The sequence below is a fragment of the Clavibacter sp. VKM Ac-2872 genome, assembly GCF_015351105.1.
Taxonomy (GTDB): Bacteria; Actinomycetota; Actinomycetes; order Actinomycetales; family Microbacteriaceae; genus Clavibacter.
In genome coordinates this window covers 610,808-623,244 of record NZ_JADKRR010000001.1, presented here as the reverse complement: position 1 = coordinate 623,244, position 12,437 = coordinate 610,808, and the positions used below count along the sequence as shown (strand labels likewise).

The following is a 12,437-nucleotide window of genomic DNA, read 5'->3' as shown; positions in this document are numbered from 1 at the left end:
CCGTCGTGACGGCGGGGCGGGTCATGCGCATGGTGTCCACGTTAGAACCTCACGTACGCTTGAGGTCAATCGGGAGGGGACGTCGTGGCGGATGCGCAGGAGCCGGCGGCCGTCGCGGCGACGCCCCGGCACGCGCCCGGCGAGCTGCTCACGGTCGGCGAGATGACCCGGCGCACGGGCGTCGCCGCCTCCGCCCTCCGCTTCTACGAGGACCTCGGCCTCATCGCCGCCGAGCGCACCGCGGGCAACCAGCGGCGGTACGCGCGGCACATGCTGCGACGCGTGTCGCTGATCACGGTGGCCAAGCGCCTCGGGATCCCGCTCGCCGACGTGCAGTCCACCTTCGACGACGTGCCGCTCGACCGCCCGCCGAGCCACGCCGACTGGCAGCGCGCGTCGCGCCGCTGGAAGCGCCTGCTCGAGGAGCGGCGCCGCAGCATCGAGCGCCTGGAGCGCGAGCTGACGGGCTGCATCGGCTGCGGGTGCCTGTCGATGAAGGCGTGCGGCCTCCTCAACCCGGACGACGCGCTGGGCGACCGCGGTGCGGGGCCGCGGCGGGTGCAGCTCGACTGACGCCCCTCGGCGACGGGCGACGACACGCTCAGCCGCGGTCGAACCGCATCCCGCAGGCGCGCGCGTCCGCATCCGCCGCGACCTCGCCCGTGCGCGCGAAGTCGGCCCACACCTGCCGCACGGCGCGGCCGCGCGCGGCGACCTCGGGCCACGCCGCAGGCGGGACCAGGCGCATCCGGGTCCACGCCGCGCGCGTGCCGAGGATCAGCGGCACGTCGGACGTGTGCCCCGCGCCGATGGGGCTCGACGCCGGCGCGGCGCGGAGGACGTAGCGCACGGCCCGGCCGCCCGCGGCCCGGTGCCGGGCTGCGAACGCCCGGACGGGCCGCGTGTAGACGCGACGAGTGGTGGGCCCCACGACCGCGCGCATCAGGATCGCCCGCAGCGCCCGGCCGAGCAGGGGTACGCGCAGCAGCGGCGCGATCACCGGCAGCGCGGGCAGGTACATCGCGGTCTCGTCGCGCGTGGTGCCGATGAGGAGGTCGACCTCGGGAGCGGCGGCCCGCCAGGCGGCGTCCCGGTCGGCCTCGGCGGGCAGCGGCGCGTGGCCGTAGCGCGGACCCCAGGGCAGGCCCGCGCGGATCCCCGAGGCCCACGACGCGCGCTCGGCCCGGGCCTGCCGACGCAGGACGGCCTCGAGCGGCGCGTCGGCCGGGAGCGACCGCGTCACGCGCGCCATAGCCCGGAACATGCGCTCGCGCCCGCCCGTGATCCCCACCGGCGGGCTCTGCACGATCGCCCGCCGGAAGAGGCCGCGGGCGCCGTCGCTGATCATGAGGTGCAGGATCGCGTCGCCGCCGGCGGACTGGCCCATCGCGGTGACGGAGTCCGGGTCGCCGCCGAACGCGGCGATCGAGTCGCGGACCCAGCGCAGCGCCTCCAGCTGGTCGAGGAGGCCGAGGTTCGCGGGCGGCCCATCAGGACCGCCGCCGCCGAACCCGAGGTACCCGAGCCGCGCGGTCACGGCCACGACGATCACGCGCTGCTCCACCACGAGCGCGCGTGGATCGTGGATGGCGAGGTCACCCGCGCCCGTCGTGTAGCCGCCGCCGTGGAACCACACGATCACGGGCAGCATCTCGCCGGGCGCCTGGTCGGCGGGCAGCGTGATCGAGAGCCGCTGGCAGTCCTCCGAGCGGGCGACGCCGTCGAGGGCGCCCTGCATGAGGGTGTCGAGGATCCGCGACGACGGCTGCGGGCACGCGGGCGCGGGGTGCACGGCCGCCCGCACCACGGGCGACCCGTCGGATCCGGTAGGCGGCACCGCGGGCACGGGCGGCGCGCCCCGGCCGGCCGTCGCGTAGGGGATCCCCAGGTAGCGGATCACGTCGCCGTCGCGGAGCCCCTGCACCTCGCCGGATCGCGTGCGCGTCGGGGCGGTGAGGTCGGGTGCGGGCATCCTGCCACGCTATCCGGCGGCAGCGCGGGCGCCGGCGCCCGTTTCGGCGAACCGCCCCCGCAGGCGTAGCGTCGAGGGGTACCGCATCCGAAGAGGGCGCGGCCGGATCGACCCGATCCCTCCCCTCCCCCACCGGACAGCACAAGGAGAACCCATGCGCACCGTCAACGCCTACGCGGCCCCGTCCGCCACCGACCCCATCGTCAAGACCACCATCGAGCGCCGCGACGTCGGCCCGAAGGACGTCTCCATCGACATCGCCTACTCGGGCGTCTGCCACTCCGACATCCACACCGTCCGCGGCGAGTGGGGCCCCATCCAGTACCCGCAGGTCGTCGGCCACGAGATCGTCGGCCGCGTCACCGAGGTCGGCGCAGACGTCACCAAGCACAAGGTCGGCGACCTCGTCGGCGTCGGCTGCATGGTCAACTCCTGCAAGGAGTGCGAGCAGTGCACGGCCGGCCAGGAGCAGTACTGCCTGAAGGGCAACATCCAGACCTACGGCGGCACCGACCCGGCCGATGGCACCATCACGCAGGGCGGCTACTCCGAGGCCGTCGTCGTCGACGAGGACTTCGTGCTCCGCGTCCCCGAGTCCCTCGACGTCGAGAAGGTCGCGCCGCTGCTCTGCGCCGGCATCACCACCTACTCGCCGCTGCGCCACTGGAACGCCGGCCCCGGCACGCGCGTCGCGGTCGTCGGCATGGGCGGCCTCGGCCACATGGCCGTGAAGATCGCGCACGCGATGGGCGCCGAGGTCACCGTGCTCTCGCAGACGCTCTCCAAGAAGGAGGACGGCCTGCGTCTCGGCGCCGACCGCTACTTCGCGACCAGCGACGACAGCACCTTCACGGAGCTCGCCAGCTCGTTCGACCTGATCATCAACACGGTCTCCGCGAAGCTCGACATGTCGAAGTACATCGGCCTGCTCGCGATCGACGGCACGCTCGTCAACGTCGGCGCCCCGTCGGAGCCGCTCGAGATCCCCGCGTTCGCGCTCATCCCCGCCCGCCGCAGCTGGGCCGGTTCCATGATCGGCGGCATCGCCGAGACGCAGGAGATGCTCGACTTCTGCGCCGAGCACGGCATCGTGCCCGAGACCGAGCTCATCTCGGCCGAGCAGATCAACGAGGCCTACGAGCGCGTCCTCAAGTCGGACGTGCGGTACCGCTTCGTCATCGACGCGAAGACGTTCGCGTAAGCGGCGGATCACGTCGAAGGGCCCCGCGGATCATCGGATCCGCGGGGCCCTTCCGCGTCGAAGCGCGGTCGCCCGGCCGCCCGGGCGCCACAGCGTCCGTCCCCGCGGAGCAGCGCGTGCAGCGCGTGCAGCGACCGCAGATGCTCTCACAGCGGCCCCCGTCGACCATCCCGCGCCATCGCGACGCGGCGGACCACCGCCCATGCCAGATCCCACAACACGAAGGCACCCCAGACCATGTTCCCCGTGTAGAGGGCGTTGGACAACAGGTCGGCATGGGATTCTCGTCCCCAGACGAATCTGCCGGCAGTGAACATGTCGCGATACCAGGACAGATCAGCTGCGATCAGCGGGATCTGCACCAACCCGTAGATGGTGGCGTGGATGAGCGCGACGGAGGCCGGGGACCTCCGCTCGTCCTTCGTGGACACCTGTGAGGCGACGGGTGACGGGTCATCGTCGGGGGCCGTCACCTGATGGCCGTCACGATCGAGCTGATCGGAGAGCATGATCTTCTCCTCCGCCGTTCCTCGCGAGCCGCCCGGCGACTCCGGCGCGTGCTTCGAACCGACCCGACGGTAATAGAGGCCGGGAACGACCGCGACGCACACCAGGCAGATCGTGACCGCAGCCCCAGCGACCCACCCAGGGGAATTCGAGTCCAAGGCGAACCCGCCGCAGACCGCCCCAGCCGCGCCGCCTATCAATGTCCAGCTCTCGTAGCGCCCCACGGCACGTCCGACCGTGCCGGGATAGATTCTCACGGCCGTCGCCTGCTGGACGGGGTTGAGCCAGCCCCATGACCAGCACATCATCGCCCAGCCCGCTGCGAGCGCGATCTCACGAGCGTCGAGAGTCAGGAGCAGGATTCCGCCTGCGGATAGCAGCAGAGCGACGACGACCACGGTCCGTTCCCCGAGCACGCGAATCACGCTCTGTCCGGTGAATGGCGCTATCGAATAGGCGATCAGGCCGGGCACGTAGACCCAGACGATCTGCATGATGTCCAGCCCGAAAGCGTTCTGGAGCCTCAGCAGCAGATAGATCGACGCCGCCGCTTCGACGAACGACACGAGCACCACCACGGCGGAGAGGCGCCGGCGCTGCGCAGCGAGACCGCTGTCAGGACCAGCGTCGCCAGACGCGTGCACCCGGGGTGTCGACGAATCGCTCCTGATCCTGCGCCTGCCAGATGCTCTCAGAATGGACAGGGCAGCGACTGCGGCCGCTGCTGCCCCCAGCGCGAGCACTCCTCGGTAATCGAGCACCGGCAGCAGGGACAGCGCGAGGACATAGGCCACCCAGACACCGGTCCCCTCCGCTGACGTGAGTGCCGAGAAGCTCGAGTGAGCTTCTCTCTGCGTCGCGACGTGCGCTCGCAGCGGTACCCAGAAGAAAGCGGATCCGGCTCCGAGCAAGATGGCGGAAAACAGGAAGGCATCGAGTCCGTGCGCGAATGTCATCAACATGATGCCGCCCGCGTAGAGGGTCGCCCCGCCCGCGGCGAGCAGGGGTCCAGCACCGCGGTCGACTGCGCGGCCCGCCACCGGACGCAATGCGAATGCGACGGCCAGTTCCACAGCCAGAATGATGCCGATAACGGATGGGGAGAGCTCGAGCGCTATACCCGCCCAGAGCGGGAGCAAGAAGTCGATGAGATCTTCCAGCCCACCCATGATTCCGGCGGAGAACAACAACGCCGTGGGCACGAGGCGCTTTGATTGCGTCGCGGATGTCGGATCTGGCTTCACCACGCTCATGCTACGCAGTGTCGGTCACGTCCCGCGGAGTGATGGATTCTCTCACCACCGCGCGGATCGGTGGTATATCTGAGGAATTTCGAGGAGCGCCACCGCCTCGTCGATGATCTCGGTGGGCTCGTCCATGGTGGACGGCTCGAGCATGGCCGCTGGGGAGAAGTGGCGCCGTTCGCCGGCTTCCCGCTCGTCGCGCTCCTCGGGGATCGCGAGAAGCGGGTCCGGAAGCCTTCGTTCGCGAACACGCAGGGAAGCCTCGGGCGGCGGGGGTGTGCGCTCCGCCCTCCCGCGCAGACGAGGGACCCGGCGGATCAGTCGATCCGCGGGGCGTCTCCGCGGCCGGGCGCGGGCTGCGCAGACACCCGCAGCAGGGCGTGCAGCGACCGCGTCATGCTGTGGACGAACGCGTCCCGCGCGGCCTCGTCGACGAGGTCGAGCGAGAGGTACGGGTTGAGGTCCTCCAGCTCCACGAGCAGCAGCTCCCCCTCCCGGGTGCGGCACGCGTCGACCCGCTGGATGCCGTGCTCGACGTCGTTCCAGTCGACGAACCGCTGCGCGAAGTCCCAGTCGGCCGGGGTGGCCGCGTAGGGCTCGAGCCGCCACCTGGCGGCCGGATCCGGGGCGTACAGCGCGTACTGCGGCGTTCGGTCGACGAAGCAGAACGAGATCTCGTGCGCGAAGTCGATGCGGGGCTGCAGGAGCCGGCCCCCGAGGTCGACGGTCGCGAGGTCGTCGCGCGTGACGAACTCGAGGCCCAGGGAGTCGGCGCCGAACCGCGGCTTCACCACGAAGGCGTCCACCGCGGGGAGCCGGTCGAGGTGCACGAGGTCGTCGACGGTGGGGATCACCGGATATCCCGCGGCGAAGAGGTCGAGCAGGTACTGCTTGCCGACCTGGTCGGCCTTGCCGCGGAGGTCGGTGAAGACCGGGACGCCGCTCTCCCGCGCCGCCGTCCGGAACGCCTCGTATCCGGCCATGTCGTGGATCACCGGCCCGCTGTTGCGGACCACGACGACGTCGAACCGGTCCATGAGGCCCACCGCCGCCGACGGGTGGCAGATCGCGACGTCGAAGTCCGCGCCGAGGCGGGCGGACAGGGCGATGTCCTCGTCGCAGTACCGGCGGCCCTTCGCCCGGTAGCCCAGGTCGCTGACGAAGAGGAGGCGGGGACGGGTCGCGTTCGCGGGCATCCCCGCACCATAGCGGTCGCGGTCCCGCCACGCGCCCGACCGCCTCCCAGGGCGGGGGATGCAGGATGCTCCCGTGAGTCCCCCTCACCCGGGGCGTCCCGCCGGCGCCCACGGCGGCCGACCCCGAAGGGCGGGAGACCATGACCCACACCGTGCGCCTCACCGAGCCGACACGCTCCTTCGTCGAGCACTACCCGGACCTCGTCTACGCCCAGTTCCAGGACGGGCACCTCCTCCCCGGCGGACGGAAGCTGCACTTCGACCTCCTGAAGCCGGTGTCCGCGTCCCCCACGCCGCTGGTGGTGTTCATCAAGGGCGGCGGCTTCCGCAACGTCCACCGCGTCCGCTACCTCCCCGCCCTGGTGCGGCTCGCGGAGCGCGGCGTCGCGGTCGCGAGCGTCGACTACCGGACGAGCAACGAGGCGCGCTTCCCCGCGCCGCTCGACGACGTCCGCGAGGCCATCCGCTACCTCCGCGCGCACGCGTCCGAGCTCAACCTCGATCCCGCGGCCGTCGCGCTGTGGGGGAACTCGGCAGGTGCGACCATCGCCACCATCGTCGGCGCCGCCGAATCCGAGGGGATCTGCGCCGTGGCCAGCTGGTACGGCATGCACGACCCGCTGATCTCCGCCGGCTTCCGCGAGTCGGGCTCGCCGCTCCGAGCAGCGCTCGGGGCACCCGACGAGGAGGGCGGGCGGTGGTTCCGGCCGTCCGACCACATCACCCCCGGGTCGCCGCCGACGTTCCTCCTGCACGGCACGGACGACCGGGTCGTGCCGGTGGAGCAGAGCCTCTCCCTGGCCGCGACCCTGGCGGAGCAGGGCGTGCCGCACGAGCTCATGCTGGTGGCGGGCGGCCACCACGACTTCGCCGAGATGAGCATCCGCACCGACGCCCTCGAGCGCACCGCGGACTTCCTGCACGGCCACCTCCTGCGGGCGGCGGGGGCGTCGGGCGGCTCGACCGGCGCGTGAGCGCGGCCTCCCGCGACGTGATCGGGGTCGGCGGGTCCGCCGCGGGTCCGTCCGCCACGCGACGGACGCGCCCGCGTGCGCGGGGTCGGTAGCGTCGATCGCATGGACATCTCCTCGATGATCATGGGCGCGGCGATCGCGTCCATCGCCTGGATCGCCTTCTGGCCGTCGGCGGAGCTGAAGAGGCTCCGGGCGATGGAGGCCGCCACGAGGGCGAGCGAGGATCCGGGGACGCCCGCATGACGCACGACGGAGGAGGCACCGGACGGATGATCGTCAACCCGGGCCCGTGGGAGCATCCGTTGCGCCCGTGGGCCGCTGGCGACGAGGACGGGGCGATCAACCTGGGCCTCCTCGTGGGATCGCTGGGCGCCCGCGACGCCCTGATCCGCCTGCATCGCGGTGAGCCGCTCGACGACCACGACCTCGCGCTGTTCGGCATCCTGAACTTCCAGGCCTTCCTCATGACCTACGGGCCCGTCGTCGCGCTGCTCCCCGAGCCGCGGCGGCCGCGGCTGCACCCGGCCGCGCTCGAGCTCCTGCCGGAGCTGGCCGGAGATCCCGCGTCGACCTAGGCGCGCTCAGGAGAACCGGAAGACGGGTCCCTTCGGGCGGAACGGGAGGCTCGCTCCCTCCGGGAGCAGGAACGCGTGGGGGCGGCGGATCCGGAGGACGTCGATCGCGCCGTCCGTGATGACGAGGATCGGGCCGTCGTCGGGGAAGTCCTCGGCGCGCTCGAGCAGGTGCACGGCCGGCTGCAGCACCGTGCCGCCGCGACCCCGCACGCGCACGCGGCCGGCGATGTCGTCGACGTCGAGGTACCCGGCGTCGTAGGCCGCGGCGTCGCAGAACACGACTCGCGCGGCGGGCACGTCGTGGGCACGGGCGTACGACGCGATGGCGCCGAGGGCCTTCCCGAGGAGGCGCGCGTCCATGGATCCCGAGGTGTCGAGGACGACGCCGAACGTCCGCTGCACGGTCGGCACGTCGGGCGTGAGCCAGCCGGGTCGCGGGATGTCGGGCGTCGCGGCCTGCCGCCGGGAGGGACGGGAGTACGTCTGCACCGGATCCAGGGCCGGGAACAGCTCCTCGAACCAGCGGGCGAGCTCGACGTCCCAGCGCAGGGGCGGCTGCGCGAGCGCGCGGATCTCCGCCACCAGCGCCGACGGGAGATGGCCGCGGCCCTCGGCCACGTGCAGATCGAGGCCCGTCCCCAGCGAGCGCCGGAGCAGCTCGTCGAGGTCGACCGACGCGCCCGCGCTCGGCATCCGGCCGCCGGCGTCGAGGACGTCCGGCTGGGCGCGGCCGCGCAGGGTGGCCAGCTTGCGGTACCGGCGCGCGTCCGTGGCGATCGCGTCGTAGACCTCCTCGCTCGACCGCCCGGCGAACCGCGGGTCGTGGAGGAGGCCGGCGGGCATCTGCCCCACGGCCATCTCGAGCAGCCAGCCGTTGATGACGAAGTCCGTCGCGATGTTGAAGAGGTACGGGTCGCGTCCGCCGATGCGGGTGTGGTGGGACAGGGCGGCATGAAGCGTCTCGTGGGCCAGGATGAAGCGCCACTCCTGCTCCGAGTGCACGGCGAGCGGGTTCACGTACAGCTCGCCGGCGACCGGATCCACCGCCGCGACGGGGATGTCCCACCCGCGCGCCAGCTCGGCGTCGGCGACCAGGGTGAGGGTCGACGTGGTGGCCCCGAGGAGCGGGTACGCCGACAGGAACCACCGACGCGCCCGCTCCCACGGCTGCAGCGGCGCCGAGGGGTCGTCGAGGGAGCGCCGCGCGCCGCCGGCCACGTCCATGGCGGCCGACACCGCGTCGGTCAGCCCGTAGGCGAAGAGCTGCGGCCAGTCGGGCGGGCCGCCGTACGAGCGCCGGCCCTTCGTGACGCAGGGCGCCGCGCCCGCCGTGCCGCAGGTCTCGAACCCGGCCGGGACGCCGGACAGCCGCCATTCCGCGGCGAGGCGCTCGGGCGCGCCGACAGGCCACACGGCGGGCAGCGCGAACGGGGTCCGCCCGAACTTGAGCGAGGAGAGGAAGCGGCCCACCTCCACGTCGGCCGCCGTGGCCTCGGCCCGGGAGGATGCCGGCGGACGCGGCTCGAGGTGGCCGAACCCCAGGTGCAGCACCAGGTGCGCGAACACCCACGACCACTCCTCCGGGCTGGCCCGCCGGTCGGGGTCGACGACGATGTCGCACGTCTCGGAGTCCACCTGCGCCCACCCGTCGTCCGGGCGCAGCCCGGCGAACCGTCGCACGCCCAGCTCCTTGGCGATGTGGGAGAACATCGGGTGCCGGCGGACGCTGCTCCAGCCGAGCATCACCGCCGCGAGCCCCGGGTCCTTGGGTCCCGTCGCGTTCCTCCGGGGCGTCACGCCGAGCGCTTCTCCGCGAGCCGGGGCACGTCCCGCACGAGCTCGACGAGGAACCAGGCGGGGAGGATCGGCGCGCCCGAGTCGTCCGGCGCGACCACGATCTGCGCGATCTCGAGCGAGAGGTCGGCCAGCTCGATCAGCAGGCCCTTGGCGCGGATCGCGAACTGCCGACCGGCCGGCGACGCGTGGCGCATGTCGGCGGGGAGCTCCTTCGCGAGCCGGGCGCGGAACGAGAGGGCGTGGAAGTGCAGGAGGTCGCGGTCGGCGACCTCGGCCGGCCAGCGCAGGTCGCCGCGGATGATCGCGTCGAGGTCGTACGCCCGCTCGCGCATCTTGTACCAGGCGGCGAACGAGGCGGCGTGCGACGCCGAGACGCAGCCCGCGGCGAGCATCGCGACGACGTCCGGGTCCGGATCCTCGCCCCACGAGGTGAGCGCGTCGGCGAACGCGTGCCACGACCGGGGCGTCGAGAACGCCTCCTCGGTCTTGGGCGGCTCGACGTGGAGGTGGTCGGGACGCTGGGTGACGTACTCCACCACCGCCGGGTGGATCTGCGCGTCGACGGCCCAGGCGAGCCAGTCGTCCACGGACGAGCGCAGGTGCACGTGCACGAACCGGTTGACGAGGGGTGCCGGCATCGGCTTGATCGCCGCCTGGTCGGTCGCCCGGTTCCCGGCCGCGATCACGACGCTGCCCGGCGGGAGGCGGTGATCCCCGACCCGGCCCGTGAGGACCAGCGAGTACAGCGACTTCTGCACCTCGGGCCGCGCCCCGTTCAGCTCGTCGAGGAAGAGCACGAAGGGCTCGCTGCGCACGAGCATCTCGGGAGGGGCGAACCGGGAGAACGTCACGCCGTCCTCGCGGGTGATCAGCTGCGGCACACCCGCGACGTCCTCGGGCGCGAGCTGCGTCGCCATGAGCGTGACGCAGTCCATGCCGAGGTCCCGCGCGAAGGCCTCGACCATGGTCGACTTCCCGATCCCCGGCGCACCCCACAGGTGGACGGGACGTGCCAGCGCGACGCGGAGCAGGACGTCCGGCAGCTGGGCGGGGGTGATGGGGTGGAGGGCGCGCACGGGCCATCCTCCCGTGTCGGGCGCACGCGAACCGGGCCGAGTGCACATGGGCTCCGCGCTACCGTCGGGGCATGCGCCTGATCCTCATCCGCCACGGCCAGACCTCATCCAACGTGGCGGGCGTCCTGGACACCCGCATCCCCGGCCCCGGGCTCACGGAGCTCGGGCGAGCGCAGGCGGCGCGCCTGCCCGAGACCCTGCGGGGCGAGGCGATCGGCGCTCTCTACGTGTCGACCATGCTGCGCACCCACGAGACGGCCGCGCCGCTCGCCCGGGCGCTCGGCCTCGCTCCCGTCGAGCGCGCGGGGATCCGGGAGATCGGCGCGGGCGGGCTGGAGATGCGCGGTGACCGGGATGCGGTCGGGGAGTACCTGGAGACGATGATCCGCTGGGTCGCCGGCGAGGACGACCTGCCCCTGGCGGGCGGGGAGACCGGCCGGGGGTTCGCGACGCGGTTCGACGCCGTCGTCGCGGAAGCGGAGGGGGCGGGCCACGGCACGGTCGCGCTCGTCAGCCACGGCGCCGCCATCCGCTGCTGGGCGGGGATGCGGGCCCGCGGCCTCGACGCGGCCTTCGTCGCCGACCACGCGCTGGAGAACACCGGCGTCGTCGTGCTCGAGGGATCGGGCCGCGACTGGGCCCTCGAGTCGTGGGAGGGCGAACCCGCGAGCGGCGTGGGCGACGACGCCCCGTCCGGGCCGACGGGCGAGCCGACGGCCTAGGTCCCGACGCGCACCGCCGTCCGCTCGACCGCGCGGGACCCTGGGACGGGACTGGCGTCGCCGCCCGGAACCCGGTTGAGTGGCGGCATGGCGACGGCGGGCGGGAGCGGCTCGGACGGCGACGAGGATCCGCGGCTGCCGCCGGACCGCGACCCGGGGCGATTCCTGTGGCCGACGGCCGCGTGGTCCTGGGCGCTGCAGTTCGCCGTCCTCGATCCGCTCCTCGCCGTGCTCCTCGTCGCGCTGTACGGCGCGACGCCCGCGCAGGTGGGCGTCGTCCTGGGCGTCTACAACGCGGGCGGCTTCGTGGCGTCGCTCGAGATCCCGACCCTCGCGGATCGCCGCGGCGACTACCTCCGCCCCCTCGTGCTCTGCGCGATCACCGGGTCGGCCTGGTGGTCGTCCTCGCGGTGACGACCGCGCTCCCCGTCGCCGTGATCGCCCTCGTCGTGCTGGGCGGGCCGCCGGGCGTGGGGTCGACGCTGCTGTTCGCGCAGCTGCGCCACGAGGGGGCGCCGCCCGCCCGGATCATCCGCACGCGCGCGATCGTGTCGTCCGCCTGGGTGGTCGGGCCGCCGCTCGCGACGCTCGTGACCGGTGCGGCCGGGACGCCCTCGGCCCTCCTGCTCCTCCTCGGGATCAGCGTCGTCAACGTCGTCACCGCGCTGCTGCTCCTCCGCCGCCGCGGACCCGTGCCCGCGCGCGATCCGGCCGCGGTCCGGCCGTCGCTGATCGCGCAGCTGCGCGGCTGGTCGCGGTGGCGGATCGTGACGGCGTTCACCCTGCTGCAGGCCACGAACAGCGCGACGGTGACCGTGCTGGCCCTCTACGTCGCCGACGACCTGGACGCGCCGATCGCCTGGGCGGGCGTCGTGCTGGGCGCCGCGGCGCTCGTCGAGATCCCGGCGCTGCTCATCATGGGTCGGCTGCACGAGCGGACGTCGACCCGCGTCCTGCTCGGCACGGGCTGGGCCTGCGGGATCCTGTACTACGGCCTCGCCGCGGCCGCCCGGGAGCCGTGGCAGCTGCTCGCCCTCCAGCCGCTCAACGCGTGGTTCTTCGCGTCGGTCGCCGGCATCGGGCTGACCGTCCTCCAGGACGCCTTCGCGAACCCCGGCCTCGCGTCCGGGCTGTTCACGAACACGCGGCGGGTCGGATCCGTGGTGCGCGACC

At 73.2% G+C, this 12,437-nt stretch carries 12 protein-coding genes and 1 pseudogene; 8 read left to right on the top strand and 5 right to left on the bottom strand.

From position 1 onward, the window contains the following. Positions 1-84: 84 nt before the first annotated feature. Complete coding sequence (soxR, locus tag ITJ40_RS03080) at positions 85-573, top strand: redox-sensitive transcriptional activator SoxR (protein ID WP_370531979.1); 489 nt, start codon at positions 85-87, stop codon at positions 571-573. A 28-nt stretch (positions 574-601) separates the two neighbouring features. On the opposite strand, the gene ITJ40_RS03075 is transcribed toward soxR, so the two are convergent. Beyond that, positions 602-1,972, bottom strand: a complete 1,371-nt coding sequence (locus tag ITJ40_RS03075) for a carboxylesterase family protein (RefSeq protein WP_194665687.1) — start codon at positions 1,970-1,972, stop codon at positions 602-604. 154 nt (positions 1,973-2,126) lie between these two features. Here ITJ40_RS03075 and ITJ40_RS03070 point away from each other — a divergent pair, with 154 nt between their 5' ends. Next, positions 2,127-3,173 (top strand): NAD(P)-dependent alcohol dehydrogenase, encoded by a 1,047-nt coding sequence (locus ITJ40_RS03070; RefSeq protein WP_194665686.1) that lies wholly within the window; start codon positions 2,127-2,129, stop codon positions 3,171-3,173. A gap of 146 nt (positions 3,174-3,319) precedes the next feature. On the opposite strand, the gene ITJ40_RS03065 is transcribed toward ITJ40_RS03070, so the two are convergent. Both ITJ40_RS03065 and ITJ40_RS03060 read right to left on the bottom strand, forming a co-directional pair. After that, positions 3,320-4,933, bottom strand: coding sequence for an MFS transporter (locus tag ITJ40_RS03065; RefSeq protein WP_194665685.1), 1,614 nt, complete (start codon positions 4,931-4,933; stop codon positions 3,320-3,322). A 308-nt stretch (positions 4,934-5,241) separates the two neighbouring features. Beyond that, positions 5,242-6,120: a hypothetical protein gene (locus tag ITJ40_RS03060; RefSeq protein ID WP_194665684.1), complete on the bottom strand. Its 879-nt coding sequence runs from the start codon at positions 6,118-6,120 to the stop codon at positions 5,242-5,244. A gap of 140 nt (positions 6,121-6,260) precedes the next feature. Between ITJ40_RS03060 and ITJ40_RS03055 the strand changes: the two genes are divergently transcribed. The 3 genes from ITJ40_RS03055 to ITJ40_RS03045 all read left to right on the top strand — a co-directional run bounded on the left by ITJ40_RS03055 (position 6,261) and on the right by ITJ40_RS03045 (position 7,669). Then, on the top strand, positions 6,261-7,094 hold the full coding sequence (locus tag ITJ40_RS03055) for an alpha/beta hydrolase (RefSeq protein WP_194665683.1): 834 nt from the start codon (positions 6,261-6,263) through the stop codon (positions 7,092-7,094). A 102-nt stretch (positions 7,095-7,196) separates the two neighbouring features. Continuing rightward, positions 7,197-7,337, top strand: coding sequence for a hypothetical protein (locus tag ITJ40_RS03050; RefSeq protein WP_194665682.1), 141 nt, complete (start codon positions 7,197-7,199; stop codon positions 7,335-7,337). 26 nt (positions 7,338-7,363) lie between these two features. Then, positions 7,364-7,669: a hypothetical protein gene (locus tag ITJ40_RS03045; RefSeq protein ID WP_194665681.1), complete on the top strand. Its 306-nt coding sequence runs from the start codon at positions 7,364-7,366 to the stop codon at positions 7,667-7,669. A 6-nt stretch (positions 7,670-7,675) separates the two neighbouring features. On the opposite strand, the gene ITJ40_RS03040 is transcribed toward ITJ40_RS03045, so the two are convergent. After that, positions 7,676-9,466 carry a hypothetical protein gene (locus ITJ40_RS03040; protein WP_370531978.1) on the bottom strand — a complete coding sequence of 597 codons (1,791 nt, stop codon included), beginning with the start codon at positions 9,464-9,466 and terminating at the stop codon, positions 7,676-7,678. Beyond that, positions 9,463-10,542, bottom strand: a complete 1,080-nt coding sequence (locus ITJ40_RS03035) for an ATP-binding protein (RefSeq protein ID WP_370531977.1) — start codon at positions 10,540-10,542, stop codon at positions 9,463-9,465. The genes ITJ40_RS03040 and ITJ40_RS03035 overlap by 4 nt, the downstream gene beginning before the upstream one ends. A 71-nt stretch (positions 10,543-10,613) precedes the next feature. Here ITJ40_RS03035 and ITJ40_RS03030 point away from each other — a divergent pair, with 71 nt between their 5' ends. From ITJ40_RS03030 to ITJ40_RS17370, 3 genes and pseudogenes are all read left to right on the top strand, one after another. Further along, complete coding sequence (locus ITJ40_RS03030; RefSeq protein WP_194665679.1) at positions 10,614-11,264, top strand: histidine phosphatase family protein; 651 nt, start codon at positions 10,614-10,616, stop codon at positions 11,262-11,264. An 87-nt stretch (positions 11,265-11,351) separates the two neighbouring features. Next, a complete protein-coding gene (locus ITJ40_RS16915; protein WP_228511756.1) occupies positions 11,352-11,678 on the top strand; it encodes a hypothetical protein in 327 nt (108 codons plus the stop codon). Further along, positions 11,660-12,415: pseudogene (locus ITJ40_RS17370) on the top strand (MFS transporter); the annotation flags it as partial. The gene ITJ40_RS16915 and the pseudogene ITJ40_RS17370, both read left to right, overlap by 19 nt. Positions 12,416-12,437: the final 22 nt, after the last annotated feature.

Bases quoted from the DNA above. Each gene is read 5' to 3' on its own strand.
- ITJ40_RS03055 (WP_194665683.1), top strand. From the start codon at position 6,261: ATGACCCACACCGTGCGCCTCACCGAGCCGACACGCTCCTTCGTCGAG.
- ITJ40_RS03065 (WP_194665685.1), bottom strand. From the start codon at position 4,933: ATGAGCGTGGTGAAGCCAGATCCGACATCCGCGACGCAATCAAAGCGC.
- ITJ40_RS03045 (WP_194665681.1), top strand. From the start codon at position 7,364: ATGATCGTCAACCCGGGCCCGTGGGAGCATCCGTTGCGCCCGTGGGCC.
- ITJ40_RS16915 (WP_228511756.1), top strand. From the start codon at position 11,352: ATGGCGACGGCGGGCGGGAGCGGCTCGGACGGCGACGAGGATCCGCGG.
- ITJ40_RS03060 (WP_194665684.1), bottom strand. From the start codon at position 6,120: ATGCCCGCGAACGCGACCCGTCCCCGCCTCCTCTTCGTCAGCGACCTG.
- ITJ40_RS03030 (WP_194665679.1), top strand. From the start codon at position 10,614: ATGCGCCTGATCCTCATCCGCCACGGCCAGACCTCATCCAACGTGGCG.
- ITJ40_RS03075 (WP_194665687.1), bottom strand. From the start codon at position 1,972: ATGCCCGCACCCGACCTCACCGCCCCGACGCGCACGCGATCCGGCGAG.
- ITJ40_RS03070 (WP_194665686.1), top strand. From the start codon at position 2,127: ATGCGCACCGTCAACGCCTACGCGGCCCCGTCCGCCACCGACCCCATC.
- ITJ40_RS03050 (WP_194665682.1), top strand. From the start codon at position 7,197: ATGGACATCTCCTCGATGATCATGGGCGCGGCGATCGCGTCCATCGCC.